20 protein-coding genes are annotated in these 18,450 nt (G+C 65.5%); 9 read left to right on the forward strand and 11 right to left on the reverse strand.

Going from position 1 to position 18,450, the window contains the following annotated elements; genetic code table 11:
- The first annotated feature begins 17 nt into the window (after positions 1-17).
- The gene (gene hemW / locus AC1DQK_RS01530; RefSeq protein ID WP_477866640.1) at positions 18-1,217 is read left to right on the forward strand and encodes a radical SAM family heme chaperone HemW; all 1,200 of its coding nucleotides are present in this window, start codon (positions 18-20) and stop codon (positions 1,215-1,217) included.
- Here hemW and AC1DQK_RS01535 read toward each other — a convergent pair.
- On the reverse strand, positions 1,214-2,398 hold the full coding sequence (locus AC1DQK_RS01535; RefSeq protein WP_477866642.1) for a penicillin-binding protein activator: 1,185 nt from the start codon (positions 2,396-2,398) through the stop codon (positions 1,214-1,216). The genes hemW and AC1DQK_RS01535 overlap by 4 nt on opposite strands.
- A gap of 12 nt (positions 2,399-2,410) precedes the next feature.
- Between AC1DQK_RS01535 and rsmI the strand changes: the two genes are divergently transcribed.
- The 4 genes from rsmI (at position 2,411) to AC1DQK_RS01555 (ending at position 5,281) form a co-directional block, all read left to right on the forward strand.
- A complete protein-coding gene (gene rsmI, locus AC1DQK_RS01540) occupies positions 2,411-3,292 on the forward strand; it encodes a 16S rRNA (cytidine(1402)-2'-O)-methyltransferase (RefSeq protein WP_477866644.1) in 882 nt (293 codons plus the stop codon).
- Complete coding sequence (locus tag AC1DQK_RS01545) at positions 3,289-3,639, forward strand: YraN family protein (protein ID WP_477866646.1); 351 nt, start codon at positions 3,289-3,291, stop codon at positions 3,637-3,639. Before rsmI ends, AC1DQK_RS01545 begins: the two co-directional genes overlap by 4 nt.
- Positions 3,640-3,720: 81 nt before the next feature.
- The gene (gene gshB, locus AC1DQK_RS01550) at positions 3,721-4,668 is read left to right on the forward strand and encodes a glutathione synthase (protein WP_477866648.1); all 948 of its coding nucleotides are present in this window, start codon (positions 3,721-3,723) and stop codon (positions 4,666-4,668) included.
- Between the two features lie 13 nt (positions 4,669-4,681).
- Positions 4,682-5,281, forward strand: a complete 600-nt coding sequence (locus AC1DQK_RS01555) for a DedA family protein (protein WP_477866650.1) — start codon at positions 4,682-4,684, stop codon at positions 5,279-5,281.
- 18 nt (positions 5,282-5,299) lie between these two features.
- On the opposite strand, the gene AC1DQK_RS01560 is transcribed toward AC1DQK_RS01555, so the two are convergent.
- The 3 genes from AC1DQK_RS01560 to hisI form a co-directional block, all read right to left on the reverse strand.
- On the reverse strand, positions 5,300-5,761 hold the full coding sequence (locus tag AC1DQK_RS01560; RefSeq protein WP_477866652.1) for a DUF1465 family protein: 462 nt from the start codon (positions 5,759-5,761) through the stop codon (positions 5,300-5,302).
- Positions 5,762-5,868: 107 nt separating this feature from the next.
- Entirely contained in the window at positions 5,869-6,279 is a 411-nt protein-coding gene (locus AC1DQK_RS01565; RefSeq protein ID WP_477866654.1) for a MerR family transcriptional regulator, read from the reverse strand.
- 102 nt (positions 6,280-6,381) lie between these two features.
- On the reverse strand, positions 6,382-6,762 hold the full coding sequence (gene hisI, locus AC1DQK_RS01570) for a phosphoribosyl-AMP cyclohydrolase (RefSeq protein ID WP_477866656.1): 381 nt from the start codon (positions 6,760-6,762) through the stop codon (positions 6,382-6,384).
- A 153-nt stretch (positions 6,763-6,915) separates the two neighbouring features.
- Here hisI and purF point away from each other — a divergent pair, with 153 nt between their 5' ends.
- Both purF and AC1DQK_RS01580 read left to right on the forward strand, forming a co-directional pair.
- The gene (gene purF / locus AC1DQK_RS01575; protein WP_477866658.1) at positions 6,916-8,376 is read left to right on the forward strand and encodes an amidophosphoribosyltransferase; all 1,461 of its coding nucleotides are present in this window, start codon (positions 6,916-6,918) and stop codon (positions 8,374-8,376) included.
- Positions 8,377-8,396: 20 nt separating this feature from the next.
- Entirely contained in the window at positions 8,397-9,107 is a 711-nt protein-coding gene (locus AC1DQK_RS01580) for an SDR family NAD(P)-dependent oxidoreductase (RefSeq protein ID WP_477866660.1), read from the forward strand.
- A gap of 104 nt (positions 9,108-9,211) precedes the next feature.
- Here AC1DQK_RS01580 and AC1DQK_RS01585 read toward each other — a convergent pair whose 3' ends face one another.
- The 5 genes from AC1DQK_RS01585 to AC1DQK_RS01605 all read right to left on the reverse strand — a co-directional run bounded on the left by AC1DQK_RS01585 (position 9,212) and on the right by AC1DQK_RS01605 (position 13,695).
- The gene (locus AC1DQK_RS01585) at positions 9,212-10,486 is read right to left on the reverse strand and encodes a class I SAM-dependent methyltransferase (protein ID WP_477866662.1); all 1,275 of its coding nucleotides are present in this window, start codon (positions 10,484-10,486) and stop codon (positions 9,212-9,214) included.
- An 85-nt stretch (positions 10,487-10,571) separates the two neighbouring features.
- Complete coding sequence (locus AC1DQK_RS01590) at positions 10,572-11,960, reverse strand: cryptochrome/photolyase family protein (protein WP_477866664.1); 1,389 nt, start codon at positions 11,958-11,960, stop codon at positions 10,572-10,574.
- Positions 11,957-12,415: a hypothetical protein gene (locus AC1DQK_RS01595; protein WP_477866666.1), complete on the reverse strand. Its 459-nt coding sequence runs from the start codon at positions 12,413-12,415 to the stop codon at positions 11,957-11,959. The genes AC1DQK_RS01590 and AC1DQK_RS01595 overlap by 4 nt, the downstream gene beginning before the upstream one ends.
- A gap of 18 nt (positions 12,416-12,433) precedes the next feature.
- A complete protein-coding gene (folE, locus tag AC1DQK_RS01600) occupies positions 12,434-13,057 on the reverse strand; it encodes a GTP cyclohydrolase I FolE (protein WP_477866668.1) in 624 nt (207 codons plus the stop codon).
- Positions 13,058-13,119: 62 nt separating this feature from the next.
- On the reverse strand, positions 13,120-13,695 hold the full coding sequence (locus tag AC1DQK_RS01605; RefSeq protein ID WP_477866670.1) for a cytochrome b: 576 nt from the start codon (positions 13,693-13,695) through the stop codon (positions 13,120-13,122).
- Positions 13,696-13,810: 115 nt separating this feature from the next.
- On the opposite strand from AC1DQK_RS01605, the gene AC1DQK_RS01610 reads away from it, so the two are divergent.
- Both AC1DQK_RS01610 and AC1DQK_RS01615 read left to right on the forward strand, forming a co-directional pair.
- Entirely contained in the window at positions 13,811-15,253 is a 1,443-nt protein-coding gene (locus AC1DQK_RS01610; RefSeq protein ID WP_477866672.1) for a glycosyltransferase family 2 protein, read from the forward strand.
- Positions 15,254-15,271: 18 nt separating this feature from the next.
- Positions 15,272-15,568, forward strand: a complete 297-nt coding sequence (locus AC1DQK_RS01615; protein WP_477866674.1) for an alkylphosphonate utilization protein — start codon at positions 15,272-15,274, stop codon at positions 15,566-15,568.
- Positions 15,569-15,625: 57 nt separating this feature from the next.
- Here AC1DQK_RS01615 and AC1DQK_RS01620 read toward each other — a convergent pair whose 3' ends face one another.
- Positions 15,626-16,495: a metallophosphoesterase gene (locus AC1DQK_RS01620; protein WP_477866676.1), complete on the reverse strand. Its 870-nt coding sequence runs from the start codon at positions 16,493-16,495 to the stop codon at positions 15,626-15,628.
- 128 nt (positions 16,496-16,623) lie between these two features.
- A complete protein-coding gene (locus AC1DQK_RS01625) occupies positions 16,624-18,447 on the reverse strand; it encodes a cytochrome c3 family protein (protein ID WP_477866678.1) in 1,824 nt (607 codons plus the stop codon).
- Between the last annotated feature and the right edge of the window lie 3 nt (positions 18,448-18,450).

Consider the following 18,450-nt stretch of genomic DNA (forward strand, 5'->3'; position numbering starts at 1 on the left):
GGAGCTCTACGCTATCTATGTCGGAAGCTCGCTACATTCGCACCGATCCGCTGACATCTTCTCCTGAAAGGGAGAAGGACTCCGCGCTGGCCCTCTACATCCACTGGCCGTTCTGCGTATCCAAATGCCCCTATTGCGACTTCAACAGCCATGTCCGCGAGAGCGTCGACCAGGCGGCGTGGCGCGCTGCCCTGCTCAAGGATCTCGCTTATGAAGCCGAGCAGCTTCCCGGTCGGCGCCTGACCTCGATCTTTTTCGGCGGCGGCACGCCTTCGCTGATGCCGCCCGAGACAGTGGCCACACTGATCGACGCCGCGACGAGCCATTGGGGCGTCGCCGAGGACATCGAGATCACGCTGGAGGCCAATCCCTCCTCGGTCGAAGCCGCCCGCTTCGGCGACCTCGCCCGCGCCGGGGTGAACCGCGTGTCGCTCGGTCTGCAGGCGCTCGACGACGAGGTGCTCGGCTATCTCGGCCGGGCGCACGGCGTCGCCGAAGGGCTCGCGGCGCTCGATACGGCGCAGAAGTCGTTCGATCGGGTCAGTTTCGACCTGATCTACGCTCGACCGGGGCAGTCGCCGGACGACTGGGACGCCGAACTCGCCCGCGCGCTGAGCTTCGGCACCGAGCATCTGTCGCTGTACCAGCTCACCATCGAGCCCGGCACGCAGTTCGCCGCGCGGCTCGCCAAAGGCGATCTGGCGACGCTCGACCCCGATCTGGCCGCCGATCTGTTCGAACTCACCCGCGCCCGCACGGCCGCCGCCGGCATCCCGGCTTACGAGATCTCGAACCACGCCCGTCCCGGCGGCGAGAGCCGGCACAACCTGACCTATTGGCGCTATGGCAGCTATGCTGGCATCGGTCCCGGTGCGCACGGCCGCCGCGATGGCATGGCCACCGTTCGGCGCAAGAAGCCCGAGAACTGGCTCAGCCGCGTCGACGCGAACGGCCATGGCATCGAACAGGAGAATCTGCTCAGCCCCGAAGCCCGCGCCCAGGAAGCGCTGCTGATGGGCCTCCGACTCGGCGAAGGCGTCGATCTGGCCAGGATCGCCCGGATGGCGGACCTGGCCGTCGAGCGCCTGATCGACGAAGCCGCCGCAGCCCGGCTTGCCGCCCAGAACCTGCTGCTGCACGACGGCAGCCGCCTCCGTGTCACCGAGGCGGGAATGCTGCTGCTCGACGCCATTCTCGCCGAGATCGTTGCGGTTTAATCCTTGAAGTTGGCCGGCGCCGGCGACACCGTCTTCACCCCCGCAGGGCTCGCCTCGTCCACCTCCAGGGCACGCTGGGCGACCCCGCTGGGGCCGAAGCGGAACGCGCCATCGACGCCAACGAAGCCGTCCTCGTCGCGCAGCCGATCGGCAGGAAAACGCTCGGTCATCGGCCAGTCGCGGGCGATCTTGACGACCAGCAGCATCGAATCATAGCCGAGGCTCGCCAGGCGGAACGGCGACTTGCCGAACTGCCGACGATAGGCCGCGGCGAGCTGGCGATAGCGCGCGTCGGAAACGCTGGCGAACCACGCACCGCCCAGCGCGCCGGTGCCGAGCGCGCCCGGCTCCGCGGCCCATAATTCGGTGCCGAGGATGCGCGCCTGCGGGCTTGAACTCTTGCGGATCAGCGGCACCGCACTGATGGCGAGACGGGCATTGTCGGCGATCAGCACGCCGTCATAGGCTTGGTTGCGGCCCAATTCCGCAACCGCGCGTTCCAGCGCCTTGGCGTTGCGGGTGTAGCTCTTCATCGCCACCAGATTGCCGCCGACATTTTCGACCGAGCGAATCATCGCGGTCGAGGCGTTGCGGCCGTAGAGGCCGGTGGGCACCAGCGCCGCGAAACGGTGTACGCCCCGGCCCTTGGCAAAGCGAACCACGCGGTCGATCGACTGGGCCGGCGAAAAGCCCATTACGAATATGCCATTACCCGCGACCGACGCGTCGTTGGAATAGGAGATGACCGGCACGCCGGCACTGCGTGCGGCGGGCGCCACCGCGGCCGCATCTTCGGACAAAAGCGGGCCGAGAAACAGCCGGTTGCCGTCGGCGAGCGCACGCTGCGCGGCAGCCGTCGCGCCGGCCGCGGTGTCGTAGGTCGTCATGCGCACCGATTTTGTGCCCGTGTCGATCAGCGCCATCGTCGCGGCGTTGGCGATGGACTGGCCCACCGCCGCGTTCGCGCCGGTCAGCGGCACCAGCAGAGCGACCCGGTGGCGCTGTTGATCCTGCGGCAATGCACCTTGGTTCTGGGCCTCAGCCGGCCGTTCCGGAGCGACCGGACCGGGCCGGCCCTTGGGAATCATGCCGGTGCAGCTCGCCAGCAAGATCGACAGCCCGAGCGCCGCCTTTTTAAGAAATGCATATCTCGGTTGCCTGTAAGCGGGGGCGTCTGCCATCTACTCTGCCTTATGAACCTTATTGCCGACCAGGGTGCGGCCGACGCCCAGGCGTCCGAAGCACCCCTGCCCCCGGGCCTCTATATCGTGGCCACGCCAATCGGCAACTTGGGCGATCTTTCGCCGCGCGCTGCGTCGGTGCTGGCGCGCGCCGAGACGATCGCCGTCGAGGACAGCCGCGTCACTGCCAAGCTGCTCCACCGCATCGGCGCCAAGCGGCCGATGACGCCCTATCACGATCATAATGCCGACAAGGTGCGGCCCGGGCTGATTGCGCGGATGGCGACGCAGGCGGTGGCGCTCGTCTCTGACGCGGGAACGCCGCTGATCTCCGACCCCGGCTACAAGCTGGTCCGCGACGCGCGCGCGGCCGGGATCTCGGTCACCACCATCCCCGGCCCTTGCGCAGCGGTCGCGGCGCTGACGCTCGCCGGCCTGCCGACCGACCGATTCTTCTTCCTGGGCTTCCTGCCCGCCAAGGAGAAGGCGCGCGAAGACGCGATCGCGGAAGTGGCGACAGTGCGTGCCACGCTGATCCTCTACGAATCCGGACCGCGCCTCGGCGCCACGCTGAAGACCCTGGCGCAGGGGCTGGGCGAGCGCGACGCGGCGGTCGTGCGCGAGATCAGCAAGACCTTCGAGGAAGCCGTCACGGCACCGCTGACCGATCTGGCGGCGCGCTATGCCGATGTCGCGCCCAAGGGCGAAATCGTGGTGATCGTCGGGCCACCCGGCCCCAAGCCCGTCGCGACCGCCGATGATGCAGACGCGCTGCTGCGTGCCGCGCTCGAGCATCTGCCGGTGGGCCGCGCCGCAGGCGAGGTCGCCAAGACGACGGGCCTCAACCGCCGCGAACTCTACGCCCGGGCGATGGCGATCAAGGACAGCGATTGAACCGCCGCGCCGCGGAGCAGCAGGGCCGCTCCGGCGAGCGCATCGCCGCCTGGTGGCTGCGGCTGCAGGGATGGCGGATCGTCGGCGAACGCGTGCGCACGCGGCGCGGCGAGGTCGACCTGATCGCCCGCCGCGGACGGACCCTCGCTTTCATCGAGGTGAAGACCCGGGGCGATGCAGCCTCTCTCGCGATCGCGATCGACGAATATCGGCTCCGGCGCGTGATCGATTCGGCGCATGCGCTGGTCGCGCGCTATGGCGCGGGGGCGGAGGATATCCGGATCGACGTGATGCTGGTGCGGCCGTGGCGGGTACCGGTGCACCTCAAGAATATATGGCATGGCTGAGTGTTGCCGCCCGCTGCGGCAGGGGTGGTAAGTCGACGCCTCACCGCCTAGTTACACCTCCGAACCTGCCGGAGCCCGCTTATGTCGCTGAATGTTGCCGTCCAGATGGACCCGCTGGAGACGATCAACATCGCGGGCGATTCGACCTTTGCGATCATGCTCAGCGCACTCCAGCGCGGACACAGGCTCTGGCACTACCAGGCGGGCGACATCTGTTACCGCGATGGCCGCGTGTCGGCACCGGCCCGGCCGATCGTGGCTTTGCAACGCGTGAAGGGCGATCACTTCGCCGTCGGCGAACCGGTGCTGCTCGATCTCATCGACGATGTCGACGTGGTGCTGATGCGGCAGGACCCGCCGTTCGACCTTGCCTATATCACCGCCACGCACCTGCTCGAGCGGATCCAGCCCCACACGCTGGTGGTCAACGATCCCGCCTCGGTGCGCAATGCGCCCGAGAAGCTCTTCGTCCTGGACTATGCGCAGTTCATGCCGCCGACGATGATCACGCGGCGGCTCGAAGACGCCCGGGCCTTCCACGAACTCCACGGCGAAGTGGTGGTCAAGCCGCTCTACGGCAATGCCGGCTCGGCGGTGTTCCATGTCGGTCGCAACGACGCCAACCTCGCCGCGCTGACCGAGCTGTTCGGCCAGGTGTGGCGCGAACCGTTCATGGTCCAGGCCTTCCTCCCGGACGTTTCCAAGGGCGATAAGCGGATCGTGCTGATCGACGGCAAGGTTGCCGGCGCGATCAACCGGCTGCCCAAGGCCGGCGAGATCCGCTCGAACCTCGCGGCCGGTGGCCGCGCCGACGCGACCGAACTGTCGGCGCGCGAGATCGAGATATGCGATGCGCTCGGCCCCGATCTCGCGAAGCGCGGGCTGCTGTTCGTCGGCATCGACGTCATCGCCGGGCATCTGACCGAAATCAACGTCACCTCGCCGACCGGCATCGTCGCGATCGACAATTTCAACGGAAGCGACACACCGGCGCTGATATGGGACGCGATCGAATCGAAGGCAGCGTAGCGAGGCGCAGGGCATGACCGACTGGGTACAGGAGATGATCGCGCAGAGCGGCTATCTCGGCGTTTTCCTGCTGATGCTGGGTGAAACGATATTCCCTCCGATCCCGTCCGAAGTGATCATGTCGATGGCCGGATTGCAGGCCGCCAAGGGCAACATGTCGCTCGCCTGGGCGATCCTGGCGGGCACGGCGGGCGCGATGGTCGGCAACATCATCTGGTATCTGGCTGCGCGCGCCCTCGGCCTGGAACGCTTCAAGCCGCTGGTCGAACGCCATGGCCGCTGGCTGACGATGGACTGGTCCGAGGTCGATCGCGGCGAGCGCTGGTTCTCTCGCTATGGCTATCTCTTCGTGTGCATCGGACGGATGATGCCGACGATCCGTTCGCTGGTCTCAATACCCGCCGGGCTGGTGCGGATGCGCTTCCTGCCCTTCGCGATCTGGTCCTCGGTGGGTACGCTCGGCTGGTCGGCTATGCTGGCGACCGGCGGCTGGATTCTCGGCACGCGCTTTGCCGAGATGGAGGCATGGCTCGGCCTGGCTTCGACGCTGCTGCTGATCGCGCTGGGCGGCTGGTATCTGTGGCGCGTGCTGACCTGGCGCCGATCGAGCTGATCGCGTCGGTTCAGCCGTTCAGAAGGCGCGTTCCAGCCGGGTGAGCAGGTTGAGCGCCGGGCTGCTGCCCGGGGCCGCATCGCGGGGCTCGGCTTCCAGCCGACGAACCCGGGCGTAAAGATCCTGGCTCGCGTCGATCAGCACGATCGCAGCAGCCGGCAAGCCTTCGACCGACGCGGCGTCGGTCGCTGCGGCATCGCCCAGCCGCCGCGCGGACGCGGCAGCCTCCTGCTCGTCCATCTGGCCAAGTTCGATCGCCCGTTCGGTGAGCAGCCATGCGAGCAGGTGCATCAGCCTGGTGGTGATCTTGAGCGATTCGCAACTCAGCGTGATTCGCGCCAGCGGATCGAGCACTTCCCGGTCGGCACGGCCCTGATGATCGAAATAGGCGCGAGCTTCGTCCGCGAGGACCATCGCTTCGGTGTAAAGGCCGTTGACGAGCCGTCCGCGCAGCCGAATCTCTTTGGAACATATGTTCATGGGCAAGGAATGACACAGGCTGGCAGGAGGCGGAACGCGGAAAGTAGGTTAAGATGGCCAGTCTGTGCCGAAACGGGTCGGCCGCGCCGCTGGAACTTCCGTCGCCCTCAATCCTGCCCTTCCAGGCTGTGGGCGAATGTCGTCAGCTGGTCGATCGTCACCTGCAATTGCTCGAGCTGCCGGCAAAGCATCGCGGCGCGGGTGCGGCAACGCTCGGCAGTGGCAGCACGCTGCGTCTCCCGATTGTCGCCGAGATCGTATAGATCGATCAGCTCGCGGATATCATCGAGGCTGAAGCCGACGCTCTTGCCTCGCATGATCCAGGCCAACCTGGCGCGATCGCGACGCGAATAGATGCGGACAGGTCCATCCCGCCTTGGCGTGAGGAGGCCTTCCTCCTCATAGAAGCGCAGGGCGCGGGCGCTGACGCCGAACTCCCGCGAAAGCTCCCCGATCGCAAAGGTTTCAGCCGTGGTGGGCCGAAGAGGAAACGCTACAAGACAATTACTTACAGTCACAAAAAGCCCCCAGGCCAGACGCACGATCATAGATCGGAGGGGGGATCGGGACCAATGGGCAAGTGGCTATGGCCGGTTGCTACTTTAGTCTAGCGGTCTGTTTCATTCCGGGGCAGTCGGCAGCCGGGCGAGCCCTCCCCCGCTCATGTCGAGCCGCCGATAGAAGCAGCTCGCCTCGCCTGTGTGGCACGCGGGACCGGCCGGCCGGCAGCGCAGCCATATCGCATCCTGATCGCAATCGATCCGCGCCTCGACGACGCGCATCACGTTCCCGCTGGTCTCGCCCTTCTTCCACAATCGCCCGCGGGACCGCGAAAAGAAGGTCGCTTCGCCGCTGGCCATCGTCGCCGCCAGCGCTTCGGCATTCATATGCGCGACCATCAGCACATCGCCTGAGCCATGGTCAGTGACCACCGCGGTGATCAGCCCGGCGGCATCGTAGCGCGGGTCGAGCGCGCTGCCTTGTTCGCGATCCTGTTCCATGTCACGGCGATGCGCGAAACCGTCGCCGGGGGCAAGCTTCGGAACGCCCGACAGGGCGGACAGGCCGCGTTGCAGAAATGTTGCGACGGTGGGGCGACAAACAGAGGTTAGCTAACTATATGCGGCGCATCAGCCACCGCGAAGGGATTCGCGATGCTCACCACGCATCCATTTGACGACGACAAACTGCGCGAAGAGTGCGGTATCTTTGGAATTTGGGGCGCCGAGACCGCCGCTGCGATGGTGGCGCTCGGCCTTCACGCGCTCCAGCACCGCGGGCAGGAAGCCGCCGGCATCACCAGCTGGGACGGTCACGCCTTCCACACCCATCGCGCAATGGGCCATGTCGCCGGCAATTTCGACAAGGACGAGGTGATTCGCGGATTGCCCGGCCGCGCCGCTTGTGGCCATGTCCGCTATTCGACCACGGGCGAGACCGCGCTGCGCAACGTGCAGCCATTGTTCGCCGAGCTGTCGTCCGGTGGCTTCGCGATCGCCCATAACGGCAACATCTCCAACGCGATGAAGCTCAAGCGCGACCTGGTCCGGTCGGGCTCCATCTTTCAGTCGACCAGCGATACCGAGACGATCATCCACCTTGTGGCGATGTCGAAGTACCGGACGCTGCTCGACCGATTCATCGATGCGCTCAAGCAGGTCGAGGGCGCCTATTCGCTGATCTGCATGACGCCCGAGGGCATGATCGCCTGCCGCGATCCGCTCGGAATCAGGCCGCTGGTGCTTGGGCGGATCGGCGACTCCTATATCTTCGCGTCGGAGACCGTCGCGCTGGATGTGGTCGGTGCAACCTTCATCCGGCAGGTAGATCCGGGCGAGATCGTGATCGTCTCGGAAAGCGGGCTTCGCTCGATCCGGCCGTTTGCCGATGTCCGCCCCCGGCCGTGCATCTTCGAGCATGTCTATTTTTCGCGCCCCGACTCCATCGTCGACGGCTCCTCGGTCTATACGGTCCGCAAGCAGATCGGCGTCCAGCTGGCGATCGAGAGCGGCGTCGAAGCGGACCTGGTGATACCGGTTCCCGATTCGGGCACGCCTGCCGCGATCGGCTATGCGCAGGAATCCGGCATCCCGTTCGAGCTGGGCATCATCCGGTCGCATTATGTCGGCCGTACCTTCATCCAGCCGGGTGATCAGGTTCGCCATCTCGGCGTGAAGCTAAAGCATAATGCGAATCGCGCCCTGATCGACGGCAAGCGCGTCGTGCTGATCGACGATTCGATCGTCCGGGGCACCACCAGCGTCAAGATCCTGCAGATGCTGCGCGATGCCGGCGCCCGCGAGGTTCACCTCCGGATCGCAAGCCCGCCAACCCGGCACAGCTGCTTCTACGGCGTCGACACGCCGGAACGCGCCAAGCTGCTCGCCGCGCAGATGAACATCGCCGAGATGGCCGCCTATATCGGCGCGGACAGCCTGGCCTTCGTGTCGATCAACGGCCTCTACAAGGCCTTGGGCGAGGCGGATCGCGTCGATCGCCAGCCCAGCTATTGCGATGCCTGCTTCACCGGCGACTATCCGACCCACCTGACCGACCAGGAAGAACTGATTCCGACCGATCAGCTGGCGCTGCACGGCGAACGCGTGGTCGCCTGACCTTCCGAAAGACTATCGACATGGCAACTCCCCTTTCAGGAAAGCTGGCGCTCGTCACCGGTGCCTCGCGCGGTATCGGCGCCGCGACCGCCGAAGCGCTCGGCAAGGCCGGTGCGCATGTCATCCTGACGGCGCGCACCGCCGGCGGGCTGGAAGAGGTGGAGGACCGGATTCACGCCGCAGGCGGTACCGCCACGATCGCTCCGATGGATCTTGCCGAGAATGACAGCATTGCCCGGCTGGCGGAGGCCATCGCCGGTCGATGGAGCGCGCTCGACATCCTCGTGCTCAATGCAGCCATGCTGGGCACCCTGGCGCCCGTCCCCGCCATCGATGCGAAAGAGTTCGCCAGGCTGCTGACCCTCAATGTGATGGCGCAGCAGCAGCTTATCGCCGCCTTCGACCCGCTGTTGCGGGCGTCTGCGGATGGCGCCGTCATCGGTGTGACGAGTTCGGTGGGCGCGCATGCCCGGCCCTATTGGGGGGCCTATGGTGCTTCCAAGGCGGCACTCGACACGATGCTGCTGGCCTATGGCCAGGAGATGGCGAACATCAGCAAGATCAAGGTCGCGATCGTCGATCCGGCCGCAACCGCCACCAAGATGCGTGAGAGCGCGTTTCCAGGCGAGGACCAGGCCACGCTGAAGAGCCCGGCAGTCGTCGGCAACGCTATCGCGCAATTGGTGAGCGATGGGTTCGACAACGGACATCGGATCCGTATCGAGCGCTGAGACCCCCGCTACCGCTGACCCGGTGGCCCGAGGAAGACGCCGGGAGCCTACTGATCAGAGGGCATCGAGCATTTACTCTGACGCAGCCGAATCCGCTCTGTGCCCTAAGCCTTCACCAGCGTGACCTGTGCGACATCGATGCCGCCGCCGGCGAAGCCGCCCTCACAATACATGAGGTAGAAGCGCCACAACTTGACGAATGCCTCGTCGAAGCCTTTCGGCAGGCGCCCGTCCTCGATGGCGCGATCGAAGGTCTCGCGCCAGCGCTTCAACGTCTCGGCATAATGCAAGCCGAAGCGCTCGACATTTTCCCAACGTAGTCCGGCCTTCTCCGCTGCCGCACGGAAGCGGCTTTCCGAGATCAGCATGCCGCCGGGGAAGATGTAGGTCTGGATGAAGTCGGCGTCGGTGCGGTAGCTTTCGAAGATCGCGTCATCGATCTCGATATACTGGATCGCGGCACGCCCGCCGGGTTTGAGCGCGCGGGCGATCGCCTCCATATAGGCCGGCCAATATTTCTCGCCGACGGCCTCGACCATCTCGACGCTGGCCACGGCATCGTAGCGGCCCGGCACATCGCGATAATCGCAGATCTCGAAGCGCGCCTTATCGGCGAGACCGGCCTTGGCGATCCGCTCGTCGGCCCACGCCTTCTGCTCGATCGACAGGGTGATACCCGTCACGTCAGCGCCATATTCCGCCGCAGCGACCTCGGCCAGACCGCCCCAGCCGCAGCCGATCTCCAGCAAGGTCGACCCCGGCTTGAGATCCAGTCGATCCAGCAGCGCGGTGATCTTGCGATGCTGCGCGATCTCCAGCGGCTCCGCGCCGCTGATCGGCTCGGCGAACAGCGCCGAGGAATAGCTCATCGTCCGATCCAGCCACAATTCGTAGAAATCATTGCCGAGATCATAATGGAAAGCGATGTTGCGGCGGGCATTGGCGCGGCTGTTGCGGCGGAAGGCGTGCAGGATCAAATTGAAGAATCGCAGCGGCCCCTGTGCGCGACCAAGCTCGCCCAACGGATGCCGGTTGCGCATGAAAAGATCGAAGATCGGAACGGGATCGGGGCTGGTCCACTCGCCCTCGGCCCAGCTGCGATACCAGCCCACCGAGCCGGTGGTGACCAGCCGGACCAGCGGGCGCCAGTTCTTCAGCTCGACGATCGCGACCGGCCCCGGCCGTCGGCCACCCAGCACCCGAAAGGTACCATCGGGCAAGGTCGCCTCGATCGCGCCTTCTTCGAGGCCGCGGTCGATCGTATCGAGCAGGCGCTGGAATCCCGGCGAGAGCAGGCGCGCGATCCAGCTCGACCCAGTGGCAAATCGACGATCGGCTAGAAGAAGGTGCTGTCCCCGCACCGGAGGCTGGGCATTCATCTGGTCTCGTCCGTCCCCGTTACCGCTCCGCGCGACTCTAGCCGCATATATCGAGCCTTACGGCTGGAAAAGAAGCTCCGTTGCATCAATCGCCAAGTTTTTTTCCTAGCCGCGCGGAAGCAGCAAGCGCTCTTGCCCGCGCTTCCTTGTGGCCGACGATCGGGGCAGGATAGCCGGCGATCGTTACGCCGGCACCGAACGGGTCGTGGATGGCATCGCCTTCCACCGCCGACAGCTCGGGCACCCATTGCCGGATATAGTCGCCGGCATCGAATTTCAGCGACTGGACAAGCGGCGCCATGATCCGCCCGAACGGATTGGAGTCGATCCCCGTGCCCGCCACCCACTGCCAGTTGACCGCGTTGCTGCCATAATCGGCGTCGAGCAGCGTGTCCCAGAACCAGCGCTCGCCGCGCCGCCAGTCGAGCAGCAGATGCTTGATGAGGAAGGACGCCGTGATCATCCGCACCCGGTTGTGCATGAAACCGGTCGCCCACAGTTCTCGCATGCCTGCGTCGACGATCGGATAGCCAGTCAGCCCTCTCGTCCAGGCGCGGTAATCGCGATCGGCCGCCACGCCCGTTCTCCACGGAAAGTCGTCATAGGCAGCGCGGCCACTGGCGGCGCCATAATCCGGCAGAATATCGATCACATTGGCGCAGAAGTCGCGCCATCCGAGCTGCCGCAACCAGGGCTCGGCATTCGACCGTGCCTGCCGCGAGGCGCTGTACCAGAGCGTCGCGGGCGAAATTTCGCCGAAATGAAGATGGGGAGAGAGTCGGGAGCTACCCTCCACCGACGGACGATTCCTGTCTTCGTCATAGTCTTCGATGAGAGGAAGGAAGGCGTCCAAGGCGCCACGCGCGCCGTCCTCGCCCGGCGTCCAGCGCCGGAAGCCGGCCGCCCAGTCGGGCTCGGTCGCCAACAGGCCCCAGTCATCGAGCCGATCGCCTGCCACCCTGCCCCCCGCCGTCGAGATCATGTCCGGCGCCTCGACCGGCCGGCGGGGCGGCATCTGCTCCTTCAGCGCGCGCCAGTAAGGCGTGAAGATGCGGTAGCGGCCATGCGTGGCGGTGAGCACCGCGCCGGGCGGAACAAGCCGCCCGCCATCGTAGAGCCGCAGGTCCGCCAGCGCCGCGAGCTGCTGCTCGGCAGCCTGCCACCAGGGTTCATAATGCCGCAGCGCATGAATGCGCGTGGCGCCGATCGCCTTAGCCATCGCACGCAACTCGGCGATGCTGCCCCCGCGCCGAAGGACGAGGCGACCGCCTTTCGCAGCGATATCACGCTCCAGCGCCTTCAGGCTGTGATGCAGCCACCAGCGCTGCGCTCCGCCCATCGCCCAGTGGCCCGGCAGTGCATCGTCGAGAACATAGACACCGGTCCAGCCACCCTCGGCCGACGCCGCGGCAACGGCAGCCTGGTCGGCAAGCCGCAGATCCTGGCGAAACCAGACGATCGATGCGGCGGTCAACGCCCCGTTTCGGCCGGCTTCGAGCTCTGCAGGCGGGCTGGATTGGCGAGATTTTGCAGCAGCGCCACGCGATCGGCATCGGACAATGCCCTCAGCAGTTCGAGCAGGCGATCATTCTGCTTGGCCCGCAGCTCGGTCTGAAGGGCTTCCTCACGACGCATCAGCGGCTCGAGCTTGTCGACGTCGACGGTAGCGCCGCTGAGAAACTGCGCCTTCTCCTGACGGATCGCGGCGAGGTCCATCTGGATCTGTGCCACGCGCGGGTCCTTCTCGCCCATGATCCGGGCGGCGATGGCATTGCCTTCCGGCGACAGAGGGACGCGCCGCACCCCCGTGGACAGCGCCAGCGGCGCGGCGGCGTTTCCGGCAGGCTTGGCGGCCGGCTTGGGCGGTGCGGCAATAGCCGCACCGGACAACACCGCCGTGACGATCACCAGCTTCATGGTCCGCGTCATGACTTATTTCTCCAATGTTCAGCCAAGCCCCATCAACGACAGCACTTCCTTGCGGCTCCGATCGTCCTCGCGGAACACCCCCATCATGCGGCTGGTGGTCATGCCGACGCCGGGGGTTCGAACCCCACGCGCGGTCATGCAGCTATGGCTGGCCTGGATCACCACCGCGACCCCGGCCGGTTCAAGATGCGTCCAGATGCAGTCCGCCACCTCGGCGGTCAGCCGCTCCTGGATCTGCAGCCGACGAGCGAAGCCATGAAGCACGCGGGCAAGCTTCGAAATGCCGACGACGCGGTTGCGCGGCAGATAGGCGATATGGGCGTGACCGATAATGGGCGCCATATGATGCTCGCAATGCGACTGGAACGGAATGTCTTTCAGCAGGACGATCTCGTCATAGCCGCCGACCTCTTCGAAGGTCCGGCTCAGGAACAGCGACGGATCCTCTTCATATCCTACGCAATATTCCTTCCAGGCACGCCCCACGCGCGCCGGGGTATCGCGCAGTCCCTCGCGATCGGGATCGTCGCCCGACCAGCGGATAAGGGTGCGGATCGCATCCTGCACCTCCTGCGGCACAGGCAGCTTCCCGGCGGTGGCGCCATCCGGCGCGCCGTCTTCTTTGTCGTCGAGTATCGACATCCCTTGACCTTATCCCATTCTTTTGGCGTTCGCCTAACGCATGGCTCCGCCCAATGTAAGCATCAGCGCGGCCACATTCTCCGGAATTCGGGCTCGCCATCGATGAACTGGTGCTTGAGCGCTCCCGCCAGGTGAAGAATCACAAGCGCGATCAGCATATAGCCGCCCACTTCGTGCATCGTTCCCAGCACATCGTGCAGATATTCCTTGCGCTCCGCCGGCAGCGCCATGATGAAGCCGATCCGCGGCCATTCGAACACCCCAAACAGCTTCATCGGGATTTCCGGTGCAGCCTTCCAAGCGCTGTCATGGGCCCATCCGGTGAGCGGCATCCACAACATCAGGACATAGAGACCGAGATGCGTCGCATGCGCCAGGCCTCGCTCCCACGGTGCCATGCTCTGTGAGAACAGCGGGGGCTTGTGACTCAACCGCCACAGGGTCCGCATCGCCACCAGGCCGAGGACGATGATCCCGATGGATTTATGGGTATCAATCGCCAGGCGAATCCGATCGTCGGGCAGCTTCTCGGCGACGAGCCCGAGGACGATGTTGCCGATCATGAGCAGTGCGATCAGCCAATGGGCTATGATGGCGGGCCTGGTGTAGCGCGGCGTCAGCGAAGGTTCATCGGTCAAGGCTAGGCTCTCCGGAGGCGGATCGTTGCGGTGCGTCAATTTTCCGATCATAGAGCCCGGGGCTCGGCTTTCCAGCCGGTTCTCCTATGGAATGCCCCTTTGGATCCTACTTCGCATGAGTCCGACCTCCTCGCTCGAAGCGCGCTTCAATATGACATCGCCGCGATTGAACCGGCCGCCGCTCACCCTGGCAACAGTCCTGCTCCACGGCGGTGCTCTGCTGATGCTGGCGGTCCTTACGGCCCAGGCATGGGCGCAGGCCGGCATCCTGGCCTGGTCGGTCGGGCTGGCCTATCTCGCTTACGACACCGTATTGCTGGTCTTCGTCGGCGCAAAATCGCTGCCGCTCCGTCATTTGGCGGCGATCGAGCCTGCCCGCTGTGATCCGCCCACGCTGGCGGTGCTGGTGGCGGCGCATAACGAAGCCGCTGTCCTGAAGGCGACGGTGGAGGCGTTGCTCGCCCAAAAGGACCCGCCCGACATCATCCTGATCGCCGACGACGGTTCTACCGACGGCACAGCACTGACGATGGGCAGCGCCTTTGGCATGGAGATGCCGCCGCTGGGCGGCATGGCGTCCTCGCCGGTCGTGGCATCGCTCCGCTGGCTCCGCCTGCCCCATGGCGGCAAGGCGCGCGCGCTGAATGCCGCGCTCGAGTGCACCGACTGCGACGTGGTGCTGACCGTCGATGCCGACACGTTGCTGGCCGAGGACGCGATCGCGGCAATGCGCAGCGCCTTCCACCGCGAGCCGGCGCTGGTGGCCGCCACCGGGCTACTCCGGCCGATCTGCGACCGGACGATTGCGGGGCGGTTATTCCAGTGGTTCCAGACCTATGAATATGTCCGCAATTTCATCTCGCGCTTTGCCTGGATGCGGGTCGATGGGCTGCTGCTGATCTCGGGCGCGTTCGCGGGGTTCCGGCGGGACGGCGTGATTGCGGTGGGCGGATTCGATCCTGAATGCCTGGTCGAGGATTATGAACTGATCCACCGGCTGCATCGCTGGTCGATCGATCATCGCCTGGGCTGGAAGGTCCGCGTGCTCGGCGAGGCGCGCGCCTATACCGATGCGCCCGGCCACCTGGTCCCGTTCCTGCGCCAGCGCCGGCGTTGGTTCGGCGGCTTCCTGCAGACGCAATATTGGAACCGCGACATGGTCGGCAATCCGCGCTTCGGGCGGCTCGGCACGATGATGCTGCCGGTCAAGGCATTCGACACGGTGCAGCCGCTCTTCGGCCTCGTCGCCTTTGCGCTGCTAGCGGGGTTCGTCATCAGCGGCCGCAGCTTGGTCGTCGGCCCGATCCTGCTGGCTATGCTGGCCAAGGCGGCGATAGACTTCGCCTTCCACTGCTGGTCGATCATGCTCTACCGGCGCTGGTCGGGCGGGATGCTTCCGGAAGGCTGGGGCCGGGTGCTCGCGACATCGCTGGCCGAACCTTTCAGTTTCCAGCTGCTGCGCCATCTTGGCGCCGCCTGGGGCTGGATAGCCTTCCTGACCGGTCGCTCGACCTGGACCAGGGCACGGCGCGGCGGAATCCTGGCGCGGCAGGGCTGAACCGAAAGGAAGGATGCCATGAGCAACGATGATTATGTCTACGACGAAGCGACAGGCGAGTGGATCAGCGCAGGTGATGTGGCGGTGCCGGCGGCCGGCGGCGTAGAGGTGCGTGATTCGGTCGGCAACCTGCTCGTCGACGGGGATGCCGTGACGCTCATCAAGGATTTGAAGGTCAAGGGGGCCAACCAGACCCTGAAGCGCGGAACGCTGATCAAGTCGATCCGGCTGACCGGCGACGATCAGGAGATCGACTGCCGCTATGAGGGTATCAAGGGGCTGGTGCTGCGCGCGGAGTTTGTCAGGAAACGCTGAGATCCGGATGCGCGGTATCGATGCAAAGGCCTTGCCGCGGCCCTTGAGGCCAGAGCCTCAGGCGGCCGCAGCGCCCCGCTCGACGGATTCATGCTCCTCGGCGAGCGCCTGGACCAGCGGCTGGAGATTGCGATCGTAGCGCGCGAGCACGTCGGGCGCGCCGACCTGGGCGTGATGGGTGACGAAGGATTCTCCGGTCCACAGATGAAGCGCGACGCCCGGCGCTTCGGCAACGATCATCGGGCGCTCGTCGGGGGTCTCCGGATCGAGCGGCGCCATTTCGAGCGCGACCTGTGGGGCGGTCGATGGAGCGACCGCGAGCATGCGGCCGCGCCACTGCGTCGTGATCGAGCGATGGATATGACCCGCGATCATCAGAACATTCGGCCGGTCGCCGATCGCCTTGTCCAGCGTTACAACCCATGGCTCGGTAGGGTGCGCGGTCATCCAGGGAATGCCGGTCTCGATCGGCGGATGGTGCAGGACGATCAGCACCGGCTTGTCGGGAGCTTCGGCCAGTCGCGCCCGCAACCAAGCGGCGCGGCGGCGGCAGAAGGCACCGCCATGGTGGCCGGGATCGAGGGTGTCGAGCACGATGATCCGCACTTCGGGCTCGTCGATCACATATTGAACGAAGCCGTCCTCTGCCGGCAGATCGGGGAAGACCTGTTTCAGCAGTCCACGGTCGTCATGATTGCCCACGCATAGGTGAACCGGGAAATCGCAGCTGTCGATCAGGCCTTTGAGACGCCGGTAACTGGCGAGGTCACCATGGTCGGTGAGGTCGCCGGTCAGGAACATGCGATCCGGTGGAACCGCCAGCCCCTTCACATAATCGATAGCCGAAGCGACGCGCCGAAAGTTGAGCTCATCGACGTTATCGAGATCGAAGCCGATATGCAGGTCGGTCAATTGCGCGATCAGCATAGCGAAGTTCCCATTACGCCGCCGGTTTCGATACCCGGCCCAACTCCAACGCCCAACATCTGATCATGGCCCCTGCACTATCGCTGTGATCTTCTCCACAGTGGGCGAGAAATAGCGGTAATCAAAGGTCAAATCCCGCCGCCTGCCCTTTCCATCGCCTTTTCGTCGATATGCTCGACCGCCTTGCCGCGGGCGCGGTTGTCGCGAACCATCAGCGGCGCGAATCCGGTGCGGTGATAATCGTGACACATCGCGCAGGATGACGGCACCGCCTTGTGGGCGTCCTGACCGCCGTGACATTCCTGGCACTTGGCGATCTTCGGCAGGTTCACGTCGGCAGCCCAGCGCGATGTCTTCACCGCGTGGCAGCTGGTGCAATTCTCCGTGTCATGCGCTGCGTGGTCGAACCAGCCCTTGGTCATATAGCGGCGGGTCAGCGACACCGGCGTCACCGCGAAGGGCGTGGTCGGATTGCCGGTGGCGCGGACCATATGGCAGTCGAAGCAGGCGCCTCCCTTCGAGAAGACCGCGCGGATCGCCTGCTCGGCATTGCCGATGTGCATCGCGCTGGTCTGCGCAAAGGCGGTTCGTTGTCCGGAGGAAGCGAAGTCGCCCGGCCGCCGTCGTTCCATGCCCTGGAATGCGCCGTTGCGGGGCGCTCCGGCTCGGTAGAAGGCGCGGATATCGGCGATCACCTGGGCGGGTTCGCCGTGGCGCAGGGTACGGATCGTGCCGCCGACTTGATCGAAGGCGAGCGAATGGCAGGCTCCGCACGAATTCTCCATCTTCACGGCGGCAAAGGTGGTGCCGGTGGCATCGCGGGTGTGGCAATTCGCACATTCGAGCGGCGCGCCGTAGCCTTCACCCTTGCCGAGCGTCTTCGCCATCTGCGCGACGCCGTTGGTAGTCGACAGGTGTAGATCGTGCGGGAATTTGAGGCCGCTGTCCTCCTTGGGGTTCGCATCGAGCGAGACGCGGCGGAACATCGGCACGCCGTCCGCGCCGGCGAAGCGGATCGTCGGCTCGAACTGCGGGTGATTGTCGCCGAAATCGGCGGCATTCTTGAGCGGCGTATCGATCCGCTTGCTCATGTCGCCATGGCAATTGGTGCAGAAACGCTCGTCCGTCACCGGCATCGCGGTCGTGCCCTGATGCTCGGTGTGGCACTCGACGCAGCGGCCGGGCTGGATGCCGAATACGCCGCCGACCAGCTGCTTAGTGGCTCCGACGATGCCCAGCGAACCCCGGGCGTCCGCCAGTTTCTTCGGATCGGCGTGATCATGAACCTTGGTGTGGCAGGCCGCGCAGGCGGTGTCGCGCACGGCTTCCCCGGCCTTCACATGACAGGCCTGGCAATTATTCTCGAGGGTCTTGTGGACCTGCGACAGCTTGCCCGACGTCCACAGTTCGTCGGCGTGGAAGGCGACCTTGCGGGTCTGGTCGATCGGCTGGGTGTGGATCGATACCAGCGGCCAGACGAGGAAGATGCCGAGCACCAGGATCGCCAGCGCCCAGGCCAGCGGCCGCTTGCCCGGTAGCACCGTAGCGAGCGAGAAGACATGCGCCTCCTCCTTGTCCTCGGACGCGTTGGAGATCGCACCGACGCGAGAGACGGTGACGATGACCGACCCTTTTTCCTCGCCCTCGCCCGGCTCGATCTCGAGCGAGTGGCTGCCGATGCGGACATCGGCGCCCTGCGCCGCGGAAAAGCGCTGGTGCTCGGTCGACTTGCCGTTGACCACCAGCGGCAGCCCTGCCGTCGCGACGACCTCGACATAGCCGCCTGCAACGATGCGGATTGCCGCATGGTTCAGGGTCACTGCCAGGTCAGGCAGGTGGATATCGCTCGAAGGGCTGCGGCCGACGCTCAGCTCGGCCTTGTCGAAGCTCTTGGGGCGAACGATGTCCCGCCCATCGGCGGTGCGCGCTACCGTGCGAACAATGAAGCTCATCTG

This window comes from Rhizorhabdus sp. P4_G5 (genome assembly GCF_056401065.1).

Coding starts and splice junctions, on each gene's coding strand:
- AC1DQK_RS01535 (WP_477866642.1), bottom strand. CDS start 2,398: ATGGCAGACGCCCCCGCTTACAGGCAACCGAGATATGCATTTCTTAAA.
- AC1DQK_RS01595 (WP_477866666.1), bottom strand. CDS start 12,415: ATGACGCGGACCATGAAGCTGGTGATCGTCACGGCGGTGTTGTCCGGT.
- rsmI (WP_477866644.1), top strand. CDS start 2,411: ATGAACCTTATTGCCGACCAGGGTGCGGCCGACGCCCAGGCGTCCGAA.
- AC1DQK_RS01625 (WP_477866678.1), bottom strand. CDS start 18,447: ATGAGCTTCATTGTTCGCACGGTAGCGCGCACCGCCGATGGGCGGGAC.
- AC1DQK_RS01620 (WP_477866676.1), bottom strand. CDS start 16,495: ATGCTGATCGCGCAATTGACCGACCTGCATATCGGCTTCGATCTCGAT.
- AC1DQK_RS01585 (WP_477866662.1), bottom strand. CDS start 10,486: ATGAATGCCCAGCCTCCGGTGCGGGGACAGCACCTTCTTCTAGCCGAT.
- AC1DQK_RS01580 (WP_477866660.1), top strand. CDS start 8,397: ATGGCAACTCCCCTTTCAGGAAAGCTGGCGCTCGTCACCGGTGCCTCG.
- AC1DQK_RS01560 (WP_477866652.1), bottom strand. CDS start 5,761: ATGAACATATGTTCCAAAGAGATTCGGCTGCGCGGACGGCTCGTCAAC.
- AC1DQK_RS01555 (WP_477866650.1), top strand. CDS start 4,682: ATGACCGACTGGGTACAGGAGATGATCGCGCAGAGCGGCTATCTCGGC.
- AC1DQK_RS01610 (WP_477866672.1), top strand. CDS start 13,811: ATGAGTCCGACCTCCTCGCTCGAAGCGCGCTTCAATATGACATCGCCG.
- hemW (WP_477866640.1), top strand. CDS start 18: ATGTCGGAAGCTCGCTACATTCGCACCGATCCGCTGACATCTTCTCCT.
- purF (WP_477866658.1), top strand. CDS start 6,916: ATGCTCACCACGCATCCATTTGACGACGACAAACTGCGCGAAGAGTGC.
- folE (WP_477866668.1), bottom strand. CDS start 13,057: ATGTCGATACTCGACGACAAAGAAGACGGCGCGCCGGATGGCGCCACC.
- gshB (WP_477866648.1), top strand. CDS start 3,721: ATGTCGCTGAATGTTGCCGTCCAGATGGACCCGCTGGAGACGATCAAC.
- AC1DQK_RS01615 (WP_477866674.1), top strand. CDS start 15,272: ATGAGCAACGATGATTATGTCTACGACGAAGCGACAGGCGAGTGGATC.
- hisI (WP_477866656.1), bottom strand. CDS start 6,762: ATGGAACAGGATCGCGAACAAGGCAGCGCGCTCGACCCGCGCTACGAT.